Annotated in this window: 17 protein-coding genes and 2 pseudogenes; 9 read left to right on the forward strand and 10 right to left on the reverse strand. The window is 67.7% G+C overall.

Going from position 1 to position 21,421, the window contains the following annotated elements; genetic code table 11:
• Window positions 1-7: 7 nt before the first annotated feature.
• Both OYT95_RS26390 and OYT95_RS26395 read left to right on the forward strand, forming a co-directional pair.
• Window positions 8-676 carry a SanA/YdcF family protein gene (locus tag OYT95_RS26390; protein WP_037225835.1) on the forward strand — a complete coding sequence of 223 codons (669 nt, stop codon included), beginning with the start codon at window positions 8-10 and terminating at the stop codon, window positions 674-676.
• 69 nt (window positions 677-745) lie between these two features.
• A complete protein-coding gene (locus tag OYT95_RS26395) occupies window positions 746-1,837 on the forward strand; it encodes a VIT1/CCC1 transporter family protein (RefSeq protein WP_037225832.1) in 1,092 nt (363 codons plus the stop codon).
• Here OYT95_RS26395 and OYT95_RS26400 read toward each other — a convergent pair.
• Entirely contained in the window at window positions 1,760-2,824 is a 1,065-nt protein-coding gene (locus tag OYT95_RS26400) for a GAF domain-containing protein (RefSeq protein WP_268789559.1), read from the reverse strand. The genes OYT95_RS26395 and OYT95_RS26400 overlap by 78 nt on opposite strands.
• A 79-nt stretch (window positions 2,825-2,903) precedes the next feature.
• Entirely contained in the window at window positions 2,904-3,218 is a 315-nt protein-coding gene (locus tag OYT95_RS26405) for an ArsR/SmtB family transcription factor (protein ID WP_037225829.1), read from the reverse strand.
• A 135-nt stretch (window positions 3,219-3,353) separates the two neighbouring features.
• On the opposite strand from OYT95_RS26405, the gene OYT95_RS26410 reads away from it, so the two are divergent.
• The gene (locus OYT95_RS26410; protein WP_268789560.1) at window positions 3,354-4,928 is read left to right on the forward strand and encodes an MFS transporter; all 1,575 of its coding nucleotides are present in this window, start codon (window positions 3,354-3,356) and stop codon (window positions 4,926-4,928) included.
• Window positions 4,925-6,445 carry an FAD-dependent oxidoreductase gene (locus OYT95_RS26415; RefSeq protein WP_268789561.1) on the forward strand — a complete coding sequence of 507 codons (1,521 nt, stop codon included), beginning with the start codon at window positions 4,925-4,927 and terminating at the stop codon, window positions 6,443-6,445. The genes OYT95_RS26410 and OYT95_RS26415 overlap by 4 nt, the downstream gene beginning before the upstream one ends.
• 21 nt (window positions 6,446-6,466) lie before the next feature.
• Here the strand turns inward: OYT95_RS26415 and OYT95_RS26420 are convergent, their stop codons facing one another.
• The 3 genes from OYT95_RS26420 to OYT95_RS26430 are packed head-to-tail and all read right to left on the reverse strand — an operon-like array spanning window position 6,467 to window position 9,386.
• Window positions 6,467-7,699, reverse strand: coding sequence for a cytochrome P450 (locus OYT95_RS26420; protein ID WP_268789562.1), 1,233 nt, complete (start codon window positions 7,697-7,699; stop codon window positions 6,467-6,469).
• 26 nt (window positions 7,700-7,725) lie between these two features.
• Window positions 7,726-8,391 (reverse strand): HAD family hydrolase, encoded by a 666-nt coding sequence (locus tag OYT95_RS26425; protein WP_112302473.1) that lies wholly within the window; start codon window positions 8,389-8,391, stop codon window positions 7,726-7,728.
• Window positions 8,388-9,386 (reverse strand): ScbA/BarX family gamma-butyrolactone biosynthesis protein, encoded by a 999-nt coding sequence (locus OYT95_RS26430; protein WP_268789563.1) that lies wholly within the window; start codon window positions 9,384-9,386, stop codon window positions 8,388-8,390. Before OYT95_RS26430 ends, OYT95_RS26425 begins: the two co-directional genes overlap by 4 nt.
• Before the next feature lie 482 nt (window positions 9,387-9,868).
• Here OYT95_RS26430 and OYT95_RS26435 point away from each other — a divergent pair, with 482 nt between their 5' ends.
• Window positions 9,869-11,341: a DUF4185 domain-containing protein gene (locus OYT95_RS26435; protein WP_037225819.1), complete on the forward strand. Its 1,473-nt coding sequence runs from the start codon at window positions 9,869-9,871 to the stop codon at window positions 11,339-11,341.
• A gap of 58 nt (window positions 11,342-11,399) precedes the next feature.
• Here OYT95_RS26435 and OYT95_RS26440 read toward each other — a convergent pair whose 3' ends face one another.
• Window positions 11,400-12,611 carry an SfnB family sulfur acquisition oxidoreductase gene (locus OYT95_RS26440; RefSeq protein WP_128641392.1) on the reverse strand — a complete coding sequence of 404 codons (1,212 nt, stop codon included), beginning with the start codon at window positions 12,609-12,611 and terminating at the stop codon, window positions 11,400-11,402.
• 126 nt (window positions 12,612-12,737) lie between these two features.
• Between OYT95_RS26440 and sfnG the strand changes: the two genes are divergently transcribed.
• Window positions 12,738-13,853, forward strand: a complete 1,116-nt coding sequence (sfnG, locus tag OYT95_RS26445) for a dimethylsulfone monooxygenase SfnG (protein WP_112302557.1) — start codon at window positions 12,738-12,740, stop codon at window positions 13,851-13,853.
• A gap of 43 nt (window positions 13,854-13,896) precedes the next feature.
• On the opposite strand, the gene OYT95_RS26450 is transcribed toward sfnG, so the two are convergent.
• From OYT95_RS26450 to OYT95_RS26460, 3 genes and pseudogenes are all read right to left on the reverse strand, one after another.
• Window positions 13,897-15,552, reverse strand: coding sequence for an FAD-binding dehydrogenase (locus OYT95_RS26450; protein ID WP_037225814.1), 1,656 nt, complete (start codon window positions 15,550-15,552; stop codon window positions 13,897-13,899).
• Window positions 15,549-16,258 (reverse strand): annotated as a pseudogene (locus OYT95_RS26455) (TetR/AcrR family transcriptional regulator). The gene OYT95_RS26450 and the pseudogene OYT95_RS26455 overlap by 4 nt, the downstream one beginning before the upstream one ends.
• A gap of 99 nt (window positions 16,259-16,357) precedes the next feature.
• On the reverse strand, window positions 16,358-17,683 hold the full coding sequence (locus OYT95_RS26460) for an MFS transporter (protein WP_268789564.1): 1,326 nt from the start codon (window positions 17,681-17,683) through the stop codon (window positions 16,358-16,360).
• A 135-nt stretch (window positions 17,684-17,818) separates the two neighbouring features.
• On the opposite strand from OYT95_RS26460, the gene OYT95_RS26465 reads away from it, so the two are divergent.
• The 3 genes and pseudogenes from OYT95_RS26465 (at window position 17,819) to OYT95_RS26475 (ending at window position 20,743) form a co-directional block, all read left to right on the forward strand.
• Complete coding sequence (locus OYT95_RS26465) at window positions 17,819-18,988, forward strand: LLM class flavin-dependent oxidoreductase (protein ID WP_268789565.1); 1,170 nt, start codon at window positions 17,819-17,821, stop codon at window positions 18,986-18,988.
• A gap of 36 nt (window positions 18,989-19,024) precedes the next feature.
• Window positions 19,025-19,197, forward strand: a pseudogene (locus OYT95_RS26470) (AraC family transcriptional regulator); the annotation flags it as partial.
• 292 nt (window positions 19,198-19,489) lie between these two features.
• The gene (locus tag OYT95_RS26475) at window positions 19,490-20,743 is read left to right on the forward strand and encodes an RNA-guided endonuclease InsQ/TnpB family protein (protein WP_268789566.1); all 1,254 of its coding nucleotides are present in this window, start codon (window positions 19,490-19,492) and stop codon (window positions 20,741-20,743) included.
• Here OYT95_RS26475 and OYT95_RS26480 read toward each other — a convergent pair.
• A complete protein-coding gene (locus OYT95_RS26480; protein ID WP_037225807.1) occupies window positions 20,693-21,205 on the reverse strand; it encodes a CGNR zinc finger domain-containing protein in 513 nt (170 codons plus the stop codon). The two genes, OYT95_RS26475 and OYT95_RS26480, sit on opposite strands and share 51 nt — an antisense overlap.
• Window positions 21,206-21,421 lie beyond the last annotated feature (216 nt).

Here is a 21,421-nt window from a genome sequence, read left to right on the forward strand (position 1 = left end):
TGGCGGCATGGGGGAAAGACGGATCGTCCGCCGACTGGTCGGCATCGGAGCGGGCCTCGGTGCGCTCGCGGTCCTCGTCGTGGCGGCCTCGACGGTGTGGATATCGCGCGAGGCCTCCGGCCACGTCTACGACGTCGACGACGCACCCGAAGCGCCGGTCGTCATCGTCCTCGGTGCGCAGGTGCGCGACGGCAAACCCCGGGAGTACCTGGCCGGACGCCTCGACGTCGCCGTCCGTCTCGTGCAGGACGGCCGTGCGCGGGCGGTCCTCGTCTCGGGCGACGGTGCAGGCAGATCCGGCGACGAGATCGCGGCGATGACGGACTACCTGGTGGAGAAGGGCATCGACCGCAGCAAGATCGTCGGAGATCGATACGGGCTCGACACCTACGACACGTGCGCGCGGGCCGTCCAGACGTACGGAGTGACCAAAGCGCTGATCGTCACTCAGGGTTTCCACGTCCCCCGCGCGGTCGCGCTGTGTCGCGGTGCCGGGATCGACGTCGCCGGAGTCAACGCCGGATGTGAATGCCGCCCGATCACGATGGCCAGGAACACGGTGCGCGAATCGCTGGCCCGGCCGAAGGCCGTCCTCGACCTGTTGTCCGGGCGCGATCCCGTGGTGGTGTCCGAACCCGAGGACTCGCTGGGGAAGGCTCTCGCCGCCGAGGGCTGACCTCGAACGGCCGCGGTGGGGAGGCGCCCGTCGGTAGGCTTCTCACCGTCGACGATCGGGAGGCTGACGATGGTTTCTCCGACGGGTTCGGGTGCACGACCGGATCCCGGTCCGCGTGAAGTCCGGAAATGGCGTCGCTACCTCGCCGACGAACGCGCCGAGGCGGCTGTCTACCGCGACCTCGCGAAACGCCGGACCGGTGAGGAACGCGAGATTCTGCTGGCGCTCGCCGACGCCGAGGGACGGCACGAGGCGCACTGGCGCGAGCTGCTCGGCGAACACGTCGGCAAGCCCGTGCGCGGTGACGTCCGCACGCGCATCCTCGGTGTGCTGGCCCGGCGGTTCGGATCGGTGTTCGTGCTCGCCCTCGCGCAGCGCGCGGAGACCCGGTCGCCGTATCCGACGGACGTCGACGCCACCGACGCCATGGGCGCGGACGAGCGCATCCACGAAGAGGTGGTGCGGGCGCTGGCGGCGCGCGGGCGAAATCGGCTGTCCGGCACGTTTCGTGCCGCCGTGTTCGGTGCCAACGACGGCCTGGTCAGCAACCTCGCCCTCGTCCTCGGCATCAGCGGTAGCGGCGTCGACAATCACATCGTCCTGCTGACCGGGCTCGCCGGTCTGCTCGCGGGCGCGTTGTCGATGGGCGCGGGCGAGTACGTGTCCGTGCGGTCGCAGCGTGAACTGCTCGAGGCGTCGGCGCCGGGGCAGGGCGCCCGTGAAGCGGTGCCGCTCCTCGACGTCGACGCGAACGAACTCGCACTCGTGTACCGCGCACGGGGCATGCCCGCGGAGGACGCCGAGAAACGTGCCGCCGACGTGTTGCGGAGAGCCGTTCAGCCCGAGCCTGTTTCGGGTCCGGAAGCCGTCGACGAGCACGAGGCCATCGGCACCGGGCTCGGTGCGGCCGCCGCGAGTTTCTGCTTCTTCGCGTCCGGTGCGGTGATCCCCGTGCTGCCGTACCTCTTCGGTATGGAAGGCACCGCCGCTCTCGTCGTCGCGGCCGCACTGGTCGGCGTTGCGCTGCTCGGGACGGGTCTGGTGGTGGGATTGCTGTCGGGTGGACCACCGGTCAAGCGGGCATTACGCCAGCTGGCAATCGGGTACGGCGCAGCCGCCGCCACCTACGTGCTGGGCATGCTGTTCGGGACAGGCGCCTGAGAACGTCATCATCACCACCGGTGTGGAACCGTAGCCGGGGACGGGAAACGTGCGCACCGTGTGCCGGGACCAGGATCCGTCCGACAGTGCGACGCGGGCGACAGCGGGAAGACGGGCCGGGATCCGTTGCCGCACTGCCGCGAGGTCTTCGCCGTGCAGCAGTCCGATCTGCCCGCCCTCTGCCGCGGCAGACAGACCGGTCAGTGGTGCGGTGATCCATTTGATGGCGTACCCGTGCTGTGAATCGACCAGTGCGGCATGAACCCCCGCGACCGCGTGCACGGTCGACGCGATGTCGGAATCCATCACCCGGATGGCTAGTTCGCCGACGTCGGTCTTGTGCGTGATGTCGTGATCGACGCCCCGCAGCACCACCCCCTCGGGTGTCTCGACGGCTCGGCGCACGAACCGGACGAGGCGCAGCGTTCCGTCGTCGTGCCGGGCGATGAGTTCGCCGGACAGGAACTCGCCGTCCCGCGCGTTGTCGACGCGTTCCATCAGTACCGCGATGTCGGAGATCCGCGGCACCCTGCGGTACAGGTCGGCGAGACCGAAATGGTCGGGTTCCGGCCGGGTGTCCGCCACCCCGTACAGATTCCGGAACTCACGCGTCCATCGAGTGCGTCGCGGACCCGCCGACACGGACAGGTTCCATTCCCATCCTGCGGCCCGGTGCGGCTGCGGCACCGGGCTGTCCGCGCGACCGGTGAAGATCTGCACCGCGAGGACGTCCCCGCCCGGACCGAGTACCGGTTTCGCCACGACGAGATCGATGTCGCCGACCGTCTCGCCGAGGGTCACCTGCACCGGCTGTCCCGACGACCTGACCGTGTCGATGGCTCCCGCCACCAGGGTCAGCATCCTGCCGCGGTAGACGTTGCCGAGCGGCCGGCACTGCCGCTGCTTGATACCCTCCGCGATCACCGTCGGTGCGTCCCCCAGGATTTCGGCCAGAATCCAGCCGTCTCCGCTTCCCCGTTGTTCCACTCGTACCGCCCCCTCTTGGCGCACGATCATCGCACGGCGGCGATCCGGATGCTCGGCGAGACGGTTGCCGCGACAGCGTTCAGTCCGGCGCGGTCGCGACGGCGTCCAGGAGTCCCGGGAAGCGGGATTCGATGTCGGATCTGCGCAGCTGAGCCATCCGGGAATTGCCGCGGTCGACCTGTGTGATCAGCCCGGCCTCGCGCAGCACCTTGAAGTGGTGGCTGCGGGTCGATTTGGACACCGGCAGCCCGAACGAGGTGCAGTGACGTTCCGCCCCGTCCGCCTCGGCCATGAGCTTCTGCACGACCTCGAGGCGCAGGGGGTCGGCGAGTGCGGCGAGCACGGAGACCAATTCGATCTCGTCGACCGCAGGATGTCCCTCGGCGTCGGGCACAGCGCACCTCCAGGTTCGCATCGTCGACCACCAGAGTGAAGGTTCGTCTTGCACCGAACCTCACTCTGGTGCATGGTTCGTATTGTATCGAACCTCTGGTGCACGGGGGCAACGCACTCTTCAGGAAGGATCGACATGACCTCGGAGCTGACCACGCCGGATGCCACGACGCCGACGTCACCACCCGAAGCAACACCGTCCGACCCGCGACGCGGGAACCTCACCCTCGCCGCCGTACTGCTGGCCGTTCTCGTCGTCCCGATGTCGATTTCCGGAACCGCGGTGGCGCTGCCCGCCATCACCTCCGACATCGGGGGCGGAGCATCGGGCCAGCAGTGGGTGGTGAACGCGTTCAACCTGTCGTTCGCGTGCTTCACCCTGGTCTGGGGGTCGCTGTCGGACCGTCTCGGCCGCGGCCGACTGTTCGCCGCCGGTGCCGCCACGTTCGCGGTCGGAAGTGTCGCCAGCGCACTGGCCCCGAACATCATGGTCCTCGACATCGCCCGCGGTGTCGCCGGTCTCGGTGGCGCCGCCATCTTCTCGTGCGGCGCGGCGATCCTGTCCTCCGCCTTCGACGGGCCCGCCCGGTTGCGCGCGTTCGCCCTGTTCGGGACGACCGCGGGCATCGGTGTGGCGCTCGGACCCACGCTGTCCGGGCTTCTCGTCGACACGGCCGGCTGGCGACCCATCTTCGCGGTGCAGGCCGCCGTGCTGCTCGTGGTGCTGGCGGCCACCCCGGTGATCGGACTGGCACGACCGGCGGGCGACGCGGCTGCGAAGTTCGACCTGCTCGGCACGGTCCTCCTGGTGCTGGGTCTGCTCGCGGCGATGGTCGGCATCGTCCAAGGCGAACCGTGGGGCTGGGGCAGCCCGGCGGTCGTGGCGTCGTTCGTCCTCGCGGTCGCGCTGCTGGTCGGGTTCGCCCGTGTCGAATCGCGACGTCCGGCGCCGCTGCTGGACCTCGAACTGCTCACGCACGCACGGTTCATGGCCCTGTGCCTCGTTCCGGTGGCCGCGTCGTTCGGCTTCGTCACGTTGCTCACCTACTTTCCGACCTTCCTCCAGTTCGTGGCCGGCCAGTCTTCGGCGAAGGCGGGTCTGGTGATCGTGCTCCTCACGATTCCGGTCGTGGTGGGACCGCTCGCCGCAGGCCGCGCGGTCGGCGCCGGGGTGAACCCCCTCGTGGTCATCTGGATCAGCCTGGGAGCGTTGATCGCCGGTGACCTGGGACTTCTGTTGGCGGGCCCCGACACGGCGGTCGCTGTCATCGCGGTGCCGCTGCTCCTCGCGGGGTGCGGAATGGGACTGTCCGCCGGTCTCGTCGACGGTCAGGCGCTCGCCCTCGTCCCCGAGGAGAAGGCGGGTATGGCTGCGGGAGTGGTGAACACGATGCGACTGGGCAGCGAGGCCATCGCCGTCGCGGTGTACGCGGCGCTGCTCACCGGTCTCGTGACCCGCAGGGGCGAGGAAGCGCTGTCCGGCGTCGACGGCGTGGGCAATGCCACGGAGGTCGTCGGCAAGGCCGCGAGCGGTGACCTCGAGCAGGCCCTGGCGGCGGCCGGACCGGACGTCCGGGAACAGGTGGCGCCCCTCGTGATCGACGCCTACAACAGTGCGTTCCACACGACGCTGGTCGTTCTGGCGGTCGTCGTCGCCGGATTGTCGGGCGTCATCGCGGTGCTGCTGCGACGCGGGGCGGGCGCGCGATGACGGAGGCGGACGACCTGCGACAGCACTATCGGATCGTGGTGGTCGGCGGCGGCCCGGTGGGATCGCTGACGGCACTCGAGCTGGCGCGCAGCGGAATCGACGTACTCGTCCTCGAGGCCGCTCCGCACACCACGGACGTTCCGAAGGCGGGGACGATCCACGCACGCAGTATTCAGCTGCTCACCCGGCGAGGGCATTTCGCGGCGCCGGACGTCGACGCCGGAGCCGCGTCGACCACCGTCCACTACGCCGATGTCTGGGGTCTGGAGATCACGGCACCACCCGGCGAGGGACCTGCCATCGCCGGTATCGGGCAGAGTGATCTCGAAAGACTCTTCACCGCACGGCTGATCGGTCTCGGCACCCCGGTGCTGAAGGCCGCGATGGTCACGGGCGTCGATCAGGACGACGGTGGGGCGACGGTGACCTTCACCCACGAGGGACGCACCCGGAGGGTGACAGCCGACTGGGTGGTCGGCGCGGACGGCGCCCGCAGCATCGTGCGGCGAAGCGTGGGCTTCCCGGCGACGGAGACTGCTCCGACCGCCGCGGCGCTCCTGGGTCTCGCCGTCCTCGACGACCCGGCGACCGCCCCCAGGGGGTGGGTGCGTACCGAACGGGGCTGGACCGTCCTCAACGTCAACCACGGCGGATTCAGCCGTATCATCACATTCGATCTCGATGGTCCGCACGAGGATCATCGCCGGCCCCTCACCGCGGAGGAACTGCAGGAGACGGTCGACAGATTCGCGGGCCGTCCCGTTCCGTTCCGCAACGCACGGTCGCTGTCCCGGTTCAGCGACTACTCGCGGCTGGTCGACGACTACCGGCTCGGCCGGGTCCTGCTCGTCGGTGACGCTGCGCACGTGCACTTTCCGCTCGGCGGGCAGGGGTTGAACCTCGGCATCGGAGACGCGATCGGCCTCAGCTGGCGCCTCGCCCTCGTCGCGCGGGGACAGGCCGACCCGTCGGTGCTGGACGCGTACTCGCGGGAGCGGCACGCGTGCGCGGCCGGGGTGATCGCCAACGTCGCGGATCAGCGTGAACGGATGCGCATCGGTGTCGACGGCGACCGCCTGCGACACGAACTCGATGTCCTGCTGGAGGATCGCGACCGCAATCGGGCGCTGGGTTCGGTGATCAGTGCGCAGAGTCAGCCCGCGCCCAGCACTCTCCAGGATGCGGCGCGCGGCGACTTCGCCGCGAACACCGTGCTCGAGACGGACACCGGAGTCACCGACCTGATCCGGTTGCACGTCGCGGCGGGAAACCGGGGTCTCCTGCTGGGCGGGGACGCATCCGAATCCGTCCGCGCACTCGTCGAACCCTGCTGGGGCGAACGGGTCCGGGTGATTCGGGCGCGGAACCTCGGGCCCACCACGGTGCTCGTGCGCCCAGACGGTGAAGTGGCCTGGTCGGGGGAACTGGGAGACGGCAGCGAACTCGTCGCCCGGCTCGCGGAGACGTTCGGCGGCTCCGCCACCCGTGCGCGGTTGACGAGTGCAGGGACTCGTTGACCGCGCACGGGCGCGAAGCGCCTACCAGCGGACGGGCAGCGACGTCGGACGCCGGAGGAGTACTCCCGAATCCCAGGGCACCGCAGCCGGTTCGACGGCGAGAGCGAGGGTCGGGAATTCTTCCGCCAACCGGACCAGTGTCGTGGTGATCTCCATCCGGGCCAGCGACGCGCCCATGCAGTGATGCATGCCGTACCCGAACTGCAGATGGCGTTTCCCGTCCCGGAACGGGTCGATCAGTTCCGGGTGCGGGAACGTGTCGGGGTCCCGGTTCGCGGCGAACGCGTCGGCGTAGACGAGGGCGCCCTCGGGGATCACGGAGTCCCGCAGCTGAACTTCACGGGTGGCGATCCGGGGAAACGTCGAAATGTTTCCCAGTGGAAGCACCCGCAACAGCTCCTCGACCAACTGCGGCGCAGCGGCAGGCTCGTCCACCAGCAGAGTCCACAGCGCAGGCGCCTGCACCAGCACGTACACGGCCTTCGCGAGCACGGACAGCACGTTCTGGTCGGCGCCGAGGACGGAGCCGAGCAGGATCGCGACCAGTTCGTCGTCGCTCAGCGGCGGTTCCGCCTCGTCCCGCGCCGCCAGGAAGCGGTCGATCAGCCCGCCCGGTTCGACGGGTCGTTTCCGCTGCACGAGGTCGGTCACGTAGTGGTAGACGAGCCAGAAGTTCTCCAGCAGGCCGGGAATGTCGGTGTCGTGCGACAACTGCACCACCCGCGACGACGGGCGGAAGTAGTCGATGTCCGACTCCGGGATCCCGAGGAAGCCGACGTTCACCTCGACCGGTAGCCGGTCGAGCACCGTGGCGAACAGGTCGGGGCTTTCCTCGCTGCGCAGCAGTGCGATCCGGCGGTCGAGGATGCGACGGACCGATCCCTTCAGCTTCTCGACGCCGGCAGGGCTGTAGTCCGCGTTGACGAAACTCTTCATCCGCGCGTGATCCGGGGTGTCCAGATTCAGCAGAAGATCAGGGGGCATCGTCGTGGGCTGAAAACTCGGCCCGCCTTCGACGTTGGTGTCCCTCCGGCCGAAGGACGGATCCGTGAGCACCTTCAGGACGTCGTCATATCGTGTGACGTGCAGGGCGGTGTGCCCGCTCGGCAGGGTGATCTCCGGTAGTCCGGTGGGCCCCTCCGCGGTCACCGGGGTGTATGCGACCGGCGGGTCCAGGTGGGGAATGTCGTCGATGGACACCGCGACACCGCGTCGGCGTCCAGGTGGAGCGAGTGTCGAAACCTGGGTCGTCACGTCGTACTCCTTCACGTTGGTGGGATTCACAGGACGGCGGCGACGCTTGTCAGCCGGGACAGCTCACTCGACGCCTGGGCGTTGGTGCGGAAATGAATGGCACGCCAACCGCTCTCGCGTGCAGCGCGTACGTTCTGCTCCAGGTCGTCGATCAGGATGCACTGATCGGCGGCGACGCCGGCGGTCTTCTCTGCGATCGCGAAGATCTGGGGGTCCGGCTTGCGCGCGCCGACCAGGCACGAGTCGACGACAGCATCGAGCGGGCCGGCGGGTTCGATGATCGGCCTCCAGAACCGCTCCCACTCGACTACGTTGTTCGACAGGACGCCGACGCGCAGACCGTGAGCCTTCAGGCCGCGCAGGGCCGCGGCTATCGCCGTGTTCACGGTGATCCCGTCGAACCATTGCTCTCCGAACGTCTCCAGCCGCGCCCTGGTGAGGTCCAGACCGGGGTCGGCGGCGGCGAGGTGCTCCCTCAGCCTCGCACCCCACTCGCGCTCGGTGATCTGGGCCAACTCGATCGGGGCGAGAGGAGGTGCCCCGAGGTCGTCGCCGACGGCCTGCATCGCCGCCTGCAGGGCTGCGGGTGAGATGCCCGTCTTCGTTTCGTACGCCGCGAAGAGTTCGGCGAGCGGGGGCGAGAGCACACCACCGAAGTCGAACCAGACCATGGTGTCGTCCCGCGTCGTCATCGGACGATCCGATCGAGAGCGGCAGTCGAGGCGCTCACTCGTTGCAGGGTGACCCGGCCGTGGGCGATCTGCCGCCCCTCCTGCGCGAGAGTGACGGACAGGACGACCTGGCGGGAGCAGATTTCCGCCTCGGCGACGGCTGCGCAATCCGTCGGCAACTCCAGCTCACCGAAGCTCTCGAAGACGGCGTCGCACCCCACGAGCACGAGCATTCGCGGGGACAGGCCGAACAATTCGTGCGCGGCGATGAGGGCGGTCTGACGCATCGCCTCGAAGATCAGGGCGCCCGGCACGTGGTCGAGCGGGTGATCGAACAGGCCGGGGTGGGCCTGATCGACCAGCACCTGGCTGCGCACGGTGTCGCCGTCGACCCCGATCCGGCTCAGCACCACGTTGTCGAACGAATGTCGAGCCACCTCCCGAGGCTCGACCCGCTCGTGCAACGGATGCGGTCGGGCGGGGTCGAGCTGCAGCGGTGCTCGACCCCTCTGCCGGAGGCGGTCCCACGCGTCGCCGGGCATCCACTGGATGGTCATGCTCATGGTGGCCGCGGCAGACCCGTCCAGCGCGAGTGTCATGGCGAGCGTGATTCCGACGATGTCGGCGCCCCGTCTCTTCTCGGCGGTGATCGTGGCATCCAGAACCCCCGCGGCAGGTGCGGGGCCCACTTTCACGGCGTCGAGGTCGACGACCTCGAGTGCTCCGGCGTTGAACACGAACTTGGCGTCGAGCGGAGCGTCGACGTGCCGATGCGAGATCAGGATGGACGCCTGCCGGAACGTTTCGAGCAGAAGCAGCGGATCATACTGTCGTACAACAATATTGTGATCGCTGTAGTAGCTGTGGACTCTGGGAAGCTGCACGCCGAGACGGAACTGTGGGTAGCTCTCGCAGATGATGTCGGTGAGGAAGACCTCGCAGATCGCGGCGCGGTGCACGTGCGCGCGGGGGATGGCGGACGAATAGGACAGGGTCGGTTCCAGGACGGCGGTCATGTCGATTCCTTTCGTTGACAGCGGAATTCGCACGGGTCGATGCCGCCGGGCGACGACGGCGGTGAGCAGTGGAATGCGTGACCCGTGCAGACGGTGGTTCGCGCTGGAGCGGAAGAACGCGGGCGAGCCCGCAGCGCAGAGGGCGAGGAGCTCGGGGTCTCGTCGCGGACCGGGGATCCCGGTGGATGCGCACGATCAGTGAATACCGGGCGATCCGGAGCGTCAACAGATGTAATCCGGTGTTCACCGATCCCTTGACGGTGTTCGGCACGCGAACACCACGGTCGAAAGTCGTTGACCTGCGGTATCGGTGACTCCGCGTACGAGCAACTTCCTTGTCGCGTGGCGGGAGTCACAGCCTTGGTTCCGGATCGGGACGGAAATGTTACCGCCAGGTATGGCGTGTGGTAACCGGCGAGCGTAGAGGGGCGATGCTATGTTCCCCTCGCCGGGAGTGGCCGGAGTTGACGGAGGGGTCGGGGATGTCGAAGAGGTGGGTCGCGTCGGTCGCGGCAGTGGCGATCGGCTCGGGCATGATCGCCTATTCGAACCAGAACGCTGCCGTCGCGGAACCCGAGCCGGTGTCCAACGGCCTACCCGGCAGCGGTCCCTGCGCGAGCGAGGTGTCGAACGAGACGCACTCGCTGATACCGGAGAAGCTCGAGATTCCGATCCCGTACCCCAAGATCACGACGGTGCCGTATCCCGCTCCCGTCACGGATCCCGTCCGCGTGTCGCAGGCGTTGCCCGCCGACACGTGCACCGATCCGTGCCCCGACCTCACCGACGAGACCGACCAGGCCCCGGGGAACCTGTCGAGCGTGCTGAACATCCCGGACGTCAGCGTGAAGTTCACGCCCTTCCACTTCGGCATTCCCGTCCCGGGCGCCGACATCCAGTTGCCCCCGCGGCCGCCCCTCGTGCACCCCGCGACCGAGGAGGCGCCGCGCAGCGCGGCCCCGGCCACCCCGAAGATCGGCGACGTGACCCGCGTGGCGAAGGTGACCGGGTCCGGTTCCGTCAGTCGTACCGACAAGCGTTACCAGGTCAACGGCACCGACCTCGGCATCATGTGGGAGAGCGCCCCCGACCAGATCGCCGTCGCGTTCGGCGACACCGTCGGCAAGGGATTTCAGCCGCCCGGTGGTCAAGGCGACGACTGGCGCAGCAACGTCCTCGGTTTCAGTTCCGACCGCAACCTGTCCGACGGCATGAGCCTCGACAGTATGGTTCAGGACAGCCGGTGCCACGCGGCGGAACTGCTCGACAGCCGCAAGCTCGACAATATCGAGATCACCACCATCCCGACCTCGGGTTTCGCCGTCGGGAACCGGCAGTACATGAGCTACATGTCGATCCGCACCTGGAACAGCATCCCTGCCACGTGGTGGACGAACTACGGCGGCATCGCCTACTCGGACGACGGCGGATCGACCTGGACCAAGGACCCGTACGCGAAGTGGGACAACATCTTCGGGGTCACCAAATTCCAGGTCGCGTCGATGGTCCCCGCCGGCGACTTCGTGTACATGTTCGGTACCCCCAACACGAGGCTCGGCGCCATCGGCCTGGCCCGCGTCCCGGCCGCCGATGTGCTGAACACGTCCGCCTACCAGTACTGGCAGAACGGCAACTGGACGCCGGTCGGTGGTTACACGGAGGCGACCCCGATCGTGGACGCCCCCGCCGCCGAATTGTCCGTGCGCTACGAGGAGGCCACCGGCAAGTGGCAGATGGCGTACCTCGACACGTCGAAGGCGGCCATCGTTCTCCGGGAGTCCGACTCGCCGCAGGGCGTCTGGTCGGATGGGGCGCCGATGGTCAGCGCCGTCGAGTACCCGGAACTGTACGGCGGCTTCATCCACCCGTGGTCGAGCGGCGACGAGCTGTACTTCACCATGTCGACGTGGTCCGACTACAACGTCTTCCTCATGAAGGCGGACATAGGCGCATAGCGCCCGTGCGCGGTTGACGAGTCCAGGGACTCCTTAACCACGCACGGGCCCGAAGGGCCTACAGCAGGCCGTGGCGTGGCGGGACGGTGCCCGACAGCGTCCAGCGGCCGATGTGCTGAATCTTCCACCGCGTCGGGTCGTGCAGGGTGTGGGTGCGGGCGTCCCGCCAGTACCGCGACAGGTTGGACGTTTCCGACGCACTGCGGGTGCCGCCCAGCTCGAACAGCACGCTCGACGCCTCGAGTGACGCGCGGGCGGCGGCAACCTTGGCCGCGGCGGCGTCGATCGAGGCGACCGCGGCGCTCTGCTCGGTCAGGTCGCGACGCGCTGCGTCGATGCTGCGCGCACCCTCCCGGAGGAGTGCCGTCGCGGACCGGACGCTGACCGCCGCCTCACCGGCCAGCTGGATCAGCAGGGGATCGTCGACGGCGTCGGTGACGCCCGCCTCGAAATAGGGCCTTGCCTGACGCGCCGACCGCACGCCCTCGTTCAGCGCTGCTGCGGCAATCCCGGCGTCGATGGCGGCGTGCAGGATCTGGGCCTGTGACCCGTACGTGGTGGGTGCGTCGAAGATGGGGGAGAACGGCACGACGTGGAACGCGGGCACCCGGACGGCGTCCAGGGTGACGGTTCCGCTCGCCGTGGTCTTCTGCCCCATGCCGTCCCAGTCGTCGACGATCGACAGTCCGGCGGCGCTGCGCGGCAGGTACGCGACGGCCTTGGCGGCTTTCCCCGTCGGCGTCGTCGTCCCCGGAAGGGTGGCCCGCACCGCGATCCAATCGGCGAACAGTGCGCCCGTGCTGTAGAACTTGCGACCGTCGACGACGAAGTCTTCGCCCTGCCCGGTGAGCGTCGTGGCGTCGATGTCGATCGTCGTGGTTCCGCGCTCGCTCTGGGCGTTGGCGAACCGGCGCCCCGCGAGAACCTCGGAATAGAAGAACTCCTGCTGCGGCGGCGTGCCCTGGTGACGCAGCACCTCGAGGAACGTGTAGTGGCTGTGCGGGATCTGCGCGATGCTCGGATCGCCCTCGGCGAGAAGACGGAAGACTTCGGCGAGGGTTTCGGTTCGCGCGTCGATGCCACCGTGCTCGCGGGGAACACCGAGCGCGAGCAGTCCGGACGCGGCGAGAGCGCCGACCTGTTCGTAGGGGAGTTGCCGGCCGGCATCGCGCGCCGCCGCCTCCTCGGCGAACTGTGCGGCGAGATCGGCAGCAACGGCGAGGGCTTCGGCCTCGTCAGTGATGCGGTGGGCGCTCTGGACGGCGGTCATGCCTGACCTCCCTGTACTGCTGTCATGCCGTCGAACCTCACACGGACCCACGAGCGGGGTGAAGGGTTGTACGCGCACTGATTGGAAGGGTGGGCGTGCGCTGTGTGGGCGGGTTGCATGCTGGGTATGTCAACCGAACACATCGCTGAGCAGATCAAGTTCGCCTACTGGGTGCCCAACGTCAGTGGCGGGCTCGTCACGTCCGACATCGAACAGCGGACCAGCTGGGATTACGAGTACAACAAGAAGCTCGCCCAGACCGCCGAGAACAACGGTTTCGAGTACGCGCTCAGCCAGGTCCGGTACGAGGCCAGCTACGGGGCCGAGTATCAGCACGAGTCGACCAGCTTCAGCCTCGCACTGCTGCTGGCCACCGAACGGTTGAAAGTGATCGCCGCCGTCCACCCGGGTCTGTGGCAGCCCGCGGTGCTGGCGAAACTGGGGGCCACGGCCGACCACCTGTCGAACGGCAGGTTCGCCGTCAACGTCGTGAGCGGCTGGTTCAAGGACGAATTCACCCATCTCGGCGAGCCGTGGCTCGAGCACGACGAACGGTACCGGCGCAGCGCCGAGTTCCTGCAGGTGCTCCGCAAGATCTGGACCGAGGACGATGTCGACTTCCGTGGCGACTTCTACCGCATCCACGACTTCACCCTCAAGCCGAAGCCGCTGAACACGCCCGACCGTCCGAACCCCGAACTGTTCCAGGGCGGCAATTCCGCCGCCGCACGGCGGAACGCGGGCCGGTACTCCGACTGGTACTTCAGCAACGGCAAGGACTACGACGGCGTCACGGAACAGATCGTCGACGTGCGACAGGTGGCGCGCGAGCACAACCGGGAGGTGAAGTTCGGGCTCAACGGATTCATCATTGCCCGCGACACCGAGAAGGAAGCGCGCGACACCCTCCGCGAAATCATCGAGAAGGCGAACAAGCCTGCGGTCGAGGGATTCAGGTCCGCCGTCCAGCAGGCCGGCGCGTCCACCGCCGACAAGTCGGGGATGTGGGCCGACTCCACGTTCGAGGATCTCGTCCAGTACAACGACGGATTCCGTTCCCAGTTGATCGGGACGCCGGAGCAGATCGCCGAGCGCATCGTCGAATACCGGCGTCGCGGAGTCGACCTCATCCTGGGCGGGTTCCTGCACTTCCAGGAGGAGATCGAGTACTTCGGCGCCAACGTCCTGCCGCTGGTCCGCGAACTCGAGGCTGCCGAGAGGCTCGCGCCCGTGAGTGGTTAGCGAGTCCAGGGACTCGTCAACCGCGCACGGGCGGCGGAGCCGCCTACAGGTGCCGGGCCAGCGCGCGACCCGCGGCCCGGCCGGAGAAGATGCAGCCGCCGAGGAAGGTGCCCTCGAGTGCGCTGTAACCGTGGACGCCGCCGCCGCCGAATCCGGCGACCTCACCGGCGGCGTAGAGACCCTCGAACGGTGTGCCGTCGGGCCTGATCACCTGCGAGTCGAGGTTGGTCTCGAGGCCACCGAGGGTCTTGCGGGTCAGCAGGTGCAGCCGGACCGCGATCAGCGGGCCGTTCTTGGGGTCGAGCAACTCGTGGGGACTCACGACGCGGGTGATCTTGTCGGCCAGCAGGTTCCGTGCGTTGTGGATCGCCATGATCTGGAAATCCTTGGTGTAGCTGTTCTTCACCTCCCGGTCGCGGGCCACGATTTCGCGTTCGAGGTCCTCGTACTTCAGCGGTGCCTCGGGGGTGAGGGCGTTCATGCCGTCGACGAGGTCGCGGAGATTGTCGCGGACGACGAAGTCCGCACCGTGCTGCTTGAACGCCTCGACGGGCCCGGGTGCGCCCTTCTTGAGGCGTTCGGCGAGCAGTTTGAAATCACGGCCGGTGATGTCGGGGTTCTGCTCGGAGCCCGACAGTGCGAACTCCTTCTCGATGATCTTCTGGTCGAGGACGAACCACGTGTGGTGGTGGCCGCTGTTCATGATGTGGTCGAGTGTTCCCATGGTGTCGAAACCGGGGAAGTTGGGGCTGGGGAGGCGTTTGCCGTTGCCGTCGAACCACATCGACGACGGTCCGGGGATGATGCGGATGCCGTGGTTCGGCCAGATCGGGTCCCAGTTCTGGATGCCCTCGGTGTAGTGCCACATGCGGTCGCGGTTCACGATGTTGCCGCCGGCGTTCTCGGTGATCTCGAGCATGCGGCCGTCGACGTGCGCGGGAACGCCGGCGAGCATGTTCTCGGGAGCCTTACCGAGGCGCGCGGGCCAGTTCTTCTTGACCAGTTCGGGATTGCCGCCGATACCGCCGGATGTGACGACTACTGCCTGTGCGGAGAATTCGAACTCCCCGACCGCGGTTCGCGAACTCTTGACGCCGCGTGCTTCGGTGGACGGTTCCAGGACGGTGCCGCGCACGCCGGTGGCGGCACCGTCGGTGACGACGATCTCGTCGACCTGGTGACGGTGCTTGAACGTGACGAGGCCCCGCTTCGACGCGGCCATGACACGTGTGAGGAAGACTTCGACGACACCCGGTCCGGTGCCCCAGGTGATGTGGAAGCGCGGAACGGAATTGCCCTGTCCGAGAGCGGATCCGCGTCCGCGTTCGGCCCATCCGACGTTCGGCATCAGGCGCAGGCCGAGGTCGTGGAGGTACTGCCGCTTCTCGCCTGCCGCGAACTCGACGTACGCCTGGGCCCACAGCCGCGGCCACTGGTCCTCGCGGGCGCGGTCGAAGGCCGCGGTGCCCATCCAGTCCTGGATCGCCAGTTCGTAGGAGTCCTTGATGCCGAGTCGCCGTTGTTCGGGGCTGTCGACGAGGAACAGGCCGCCGAGCGACCAGAAGGCCTGCCCGCCGAGATTCGCCGAACTCTCCTGGTCGACGACGAGGACCTTCCGGCCCGCCTTGACCATTTCGTAGGTGGCGACGAGTCCGGCCAGTCCGGCGCCGACGACGATCACATCAGCCTGTTCGGTCACGAGGACCCCTCTTTCCGGTGTGTGTGGGTGTGGGTGGTGTCGGGTTCGGTGTACGCGGCCACGACGTGGGTGAACAGTTCGAGACGTAGTTCCCGGGCGGATGCGTCGTCGTCCTCGATGAGGCACTGGACGCTCGTGCCGTCGTGCAGGGCCACGAGCGCGCGGCCGAGCACCCGCGGATCGCCGACGGCGCGCCGCCCGAGGCGGTGAAGCGCCTTCTCGAGGATCGGCACGATCGTGTCCAGAATCGTGCCCTCGCGTGCTGCGAGGGCCTTCTTCAGGGACGGGTTGCGCAGGGCGTGGGCGGTGAATTCCGCGTTGATCCGGTACCACTGGTCGTCCACGGGGACGACTCCGAGCACCAGTTCGGTGCCGGCGCGCAGCTTTTCGGCGGGCGTGAGCCCCGAGAGGTCGATGCTCGACGAATCGGCGGCCAGCCGGATCTGTGCGAGCATCGCGCTGGAGCGCTGTTCCCACATGGCGAAGAACATCTCGTCCAGCGAGGCGAAGTTGGAGTAGAAGGCGCCGCGCGGGTGTAGCCACCGCGTTCGCAGATCTGCTCGACCGTCGACCGTCCGAAGCCGTTTTCGGCGAACACCTCGACCGCGGCGTCGAGCAGACGCCGGCGAGTCTGGCCTCGCCGTTTCGTCACCCGGCGAGGTGTGTCGGTGGCAGGCTCGGAGGAGCGGGCCGGTGAGGTCGGCATGGGCACTCCTCCGATCGGGTCGACAGCAGCCGTCGATACACTAGCGTATCGGATACACCGGTGTATCGGACGTGACTGTCAGAGCCCGTTCGGGCAATCTCAGAGGTAGAGGTCCTGCTTTCGGATCAGGGCCGTCGCCACGACGCTGACCACCGACGTGGCGACGAGGTATCCGCAGGCCAGCCAGGGAGTTCCACCGCCGGCCGCGATCAGGGCGGTAAGGATCATCGGCGTGATGCCGGATGCGTAGATCCCGGAGAACTGGTACACCACGGACAGGCCGGTGTAGCGGATCTCGGTGGGGTACAGGCTCGCGTACAGCGTGCCCTGCGCGCCGTAGAAGAGGGCGTGGATGACGCCGAACACGAGCACCATCGCCACACCGAACAGGATGAGATTCTCCGTGCCGAACAAGGCGAACGCGGGGAAGACCGCGAGCCCGTAGGCCGCGATCCCGATGAGGTAGATCCGCTTGGCGCCGTAGCGGTCGACCAGCAGGCCGGAGAACGGCAGGAGCACGGCCATGAACGTTGCGGCGACGGTGACGACCAGGAGGACGGGGATCTTCGCGAACTCCAGATTCTTGGTGGCGTACGTGATCGCGAAGACGCCCCAGGTGTTGAACGCGGCGCCCTCACCCCAGCGCGAGAGCAGGCCGAGGAGGGTGCCCCGGCGGACCCGGCCGCGGAACACGTCCTTCAGCGGAGCGGAGGAGCGCTTCGCGAGGTCGTGCACCTCCTGGAACGCCGGGGTCTCCTCGACCTTCAGCCGGACCACGAATCCGACGAAGACGAGAATCAGGCTCAGCAGGAAGGCGATCCGCCACCCGTAGGAGAGGAACTGGGCGTCGTCGAAGATCACCTGCAACGCGGCGAAGACGCCGGTGCCCAGGGCCAGCCCCAGGGCCAGGCCGATCTGGGGGATGCTGCCGAAGATGCCGCGCTTCTTCGCGGGACTGTGTTCGACGGCGAGGAGTACGGCGCCCGCCCATTCACCGCCCAGTGCGAATCCCTGCAGGATGCGCAGCAGGAGCAGCAGTATCGGCGCGATCACCCCGACCTGCGCGGCGGTGGGCAGCACGCCCATCAGAGCGGTGGCGATGCCCATGATGAACATGGTGAGCGCGAGCGTCTTCTTGCGTCCGATGCGGTCGCCGATGTGGCCGAAGACGACTCCGCCGATCGGCCGGACCACGAAACCGACCGCGAATGTGGCGAACGCCAGCATGGTGCCGACGAACGAACTCTGATCGGGGAAGAACAGCTGGTTGAACACCAGGCTGGCGGCCGTCGCGTAGAGGAAGAAGTCGTACCACTCGACTGTCGTCCCCAGGAGGCTGGCGGCGACGACGGTGCGGAGCCGCTTGCGCCGCTCGAGGTCGGATTCGGTCGAGGATGCGTACGGGGCGTCGGACAGCGTAGTCATAGCGCGGCGACCGTAACCCTGCCCGCTTCGGTCGGGCACTACTCCGGATCACGGTGATCGAAACCCTCGTGCCCCGGCTCCCGTGGTGATGAACTGATGTGTGATACCCATCTGTCGTCGACAAGAGGATCGCGCGTGTCTCTGCATTTCCACTGGTTCCTTCCCACCTACGGTGATTCCCGCAACCTGATGGCGGGTGGTCACGGGAGTTCCATGGCAGGAGACCGTCCCGCCACGCTGCGGTACCTCAATCAGATCGGCGCGGCGGCGGAGTCGAACGGCTTCGAGTCGGTTCTGACGCCGACCGGCGCGTGGTGCGAGGACGCCTGGCTCACCACGGCCATGATGCTGGAGACCACCGAGACATTGAAGTTCCTGGTCGCGCTGCGGCCGGGCCTGCTCAGCCCCACGCTGGCCGCACAGATGGCGGCCACGTTCCAGTGGCAGTCGCAGGGGCGGCTGCTGCTCAACGTCGTCACCGGCGGCGAGGACCACGAGCAGCGCACCTACGGCGACTACCTCGACAAGAACCAGCGCTACGCCCGCTGCGGCGAGTTCCTCGACGCCATCCGTCAGCTGTGGGCGGGAACCGGACCGGTCGACTACGCGGGCGACTACATCCGGGTGGAGAACGCCCAGTTGCAGCGCATCCCCGACCCGGTGCCGCCGATCTTCTTCGGCGGGTCGTCGCCGGCCGCGGGCACCGTCGCGTCCCAGTTCGCCGACACCTACCTCACCTGGGGTGAACCGCCGAGCGCCGTCGCCGGGAAGATCGCCTGGATCCGCGACCTCGCCGACGTCCAGGGCCGCACGCTCGATTACGGCATCCGGCTGCACGTGATCAGCCGTGACACGTCCGAGGAGGCGTGGGCCGAGGCCGACCGGCTGCTCTCCGCCCTCGACCCGGCAACGGTCGAGCAGGCGCAGCAGAGTCTGGCCCGGTCGGGGTCGGAAGGCCAGCGCCGCATGCGTGAACTGCACGGCGGTGGGAGCGCTTACTCGAAGGACGCGGGAGCACGCGCCCTCGAGGTGGCCCCCAACCTGTGGTCCGGTGTCGGGCTGGTCCGCGGCGGCGCCGGCACCGCACTGGTCGGCTCCCACGAGGAGGTCGCCGACCGCATCGCCGAGTACGCGGCGCTCGGACTCGATCACTTCGTCCTCTCCGGCTACCCGCACCTCGAAGAGGCCTTCAACTTCGGCGAAGGGGTCCGGCCGATCCTCGAACGACGGGGGCTGGTGCAGTCGCGCAGTCACCGCCCCGGCGACCTGTCCGGGTCGACGGCGTTCCTGTCCTCGAGTCGGTAGCCGCTGTCAGACTGGGGGCATGGCGGCGGTCGGGCGAGCGCGAACCTGACGGTCACCGAGATCTGCCGCCTCGTCGGGTACACCAGCCTCGGGTCGTTCGGTGCCAAATTCCGTCAGCTGGTCGGCGCGTCGCCGTCGGTGTGTCAGGCGAAGTTCGCCGAGCACGGGGCGCCGCGCATCCTGGGTGCCACGTGTTCATGCACGGCTGAGCGACCGCCGGTGACCGCCGCAATTTCGGAGAAGCGCCGCCCCCTCGACGCCGACACGGCAGACGCGGTCCGCCGGTCGCTCGAGAGCGGGACGATGGGCAGATTCGGGTTGATCACCACCGACTGTCACGAGACGTACCGGGATTTGGTCGCCAGGGTCGTCGAGTTCACGCAGCCGACGGCATTACGGCATCGAGGCGGTAATCCGTGGGTCTTTCGGCGCATACCCGGTCCTTCAGGTCCGGGATAGCCGATCTGGTTTTGTCGGACCGTGTGGCTAGTGTCTTCGGTCATGGCGGGGAGGGTGGTGAAGCGGGCGTACAAGTACCGCTTCTATCCGACCGCGGTGCAGGCGGAACAGCTAGCTCGAACGTTCGGATGCACCCGGTATGTCTACAACCGGGCATTGGCCGAGCGGACGCGTGCCTGGTCGCAGGAGCAGCGACGGGTCACCTACGCGGACACGTCGAAGATGCTCACCGATTGGAAGCGAGACACCGAGACCGCGTGGTTGTCGGAGCCGTCGAAGGGGCCGCTGCAGGAGTCGCTGCGACAGTTACAGGGTGCGTTCGACAGGTTCTGGCGCAAGCAGACCGGATACCCGCAATTCAAGAAGAAGGGGCGGTCGAAGGAGTCGGCGACCTACTTCTCGAACTGCTTCACCTACCGCGGCGGGCAGATCCGGTTGGCCAAGCAGACCGAACCGCTGGATGTTCGGTGGTCGAGGCCGCTCCCGGAGGGGGCAGTGCCGTCGCAGGTGACGGTGTCACGCAATGCACGCGGTCAATACCACGTCTCGATTCTCGTCGAGGACACGATTCCCGAACTCGAACCGGCCGATCGGGTGGTCGGACTCGATGCCGGGATCACGAGCCTGTACACGCTCTCGACGGGGGAAAAGATCACCAACCCGCGTCACGAGCGCAGGGACCGTGCGCGGTTGGCGAAGGCGCAGCGGGTGCTCGCCAGGAAGGAGAAGGGATCCCGTAACCGGGCCAAGGCCCGACTGAAGATCGCGAAGATTTTTGGTCGGATCGCCGATCGGCGTCGCGATCATCTGCACAAACTTTCCACTCGGCTGGTGCGCGAAAACCAAGTGATCGCCATCGAGGATCTGAGTGTGCGGAACATGGTCAAGAATCGGTCGTTGTCTCGGGCGATCTCGGATGCGGGTTGGTCCGAGTTCCGGTCGATGCTCGAGTACAAGGCCGACTGGTACGGGCGGCGGGTGGTGGTGATCGACCGGTTCTATCCCTCGTCGAAGACCTGCTCGGTGTGTGGGGTGCTCGCGTCGACGATGCCGCTGACCGTGCGGGAGTGGGCGTGCCGATGCGGCACCGTCCACGACCGGGATGTGAACGCGGCGAAGAACATTTTGGCCGTCGGACTGACGGTGACAGCCTGCGGAGATGGTGTGAGACCGCCCCGCACTGGCTGGTGCTCGTGGAGAAGCGGGAGTTCACCGGAGAGGACTTCCCGCACTGAGCGATACGGGTCAGCGCGCCCGGTGGCGTCGAACGGCGTCCCGGTTCGCGCACTTCGGTGAGCAGTACCGCTGGCGGCCGTTGCGGGACGTGTCGGCGTAGATGGCGGTGCACTCCTCGAGTGCGCAGCGGCCGAGCCGGTGCATGCCGCGGCCGACGAGGTGCAGTGCGGTGCCGACGGAGAAAAGCGCCTCGAGCACGCCCGCGAGCGTCTGCTGGTCGTCGCGGTAGTGGAGATGCCAGCCGTCGCCGGCGTGATTGGTCAGTCGCGGGTAGGCGGATGCCTTCGTGAGCATGAGGTTGACCTGTTCGGCCCGCGCCTCGTCGCTGGTGGTGTCCGCGATGGATGCCCACCGGTCGAGCATCGCGAGCACGTCGGCGAGGTCGTCGTCGGTAACGGGGAAGTCGACAATGATGCCGGCGTCGACGCATCGGTCGACGAGTTCGCCGGTCGAGTCGGGCTTGTGATTGGCGAGGTCGGCGGCGAGTGTGACCGCGTATTCGCCGTAAGGGTTGAGATGCACAATGCCATTACATCACGCTGGGTGCATGAGCGAACATCACGAACACGACTGGCAGGAAGTATCTCGGCACCGGACGAGCACGGGGGTCGTCACGTACCTCGGCTGCCCGTGCGGCCGGTGGCAGTTATCGCTGGTCGAGGCGTCGCTAGAGGAATCTAGCCATATCTACGTCTGATCGCAGATCCGAATAGATTTGCCTACGGACCGATGCTTTCC

It is taken from the genome of Rhodococcus sp. JS3073, from assembly GCF_026810085.1.
GTDB lineage: Bacteria > Actinomycetota > Actinomycetes > Mycobacteriales > Mycobacteriaceae > Rhodococcus_F > Rhodococcus_F wratislaviensis.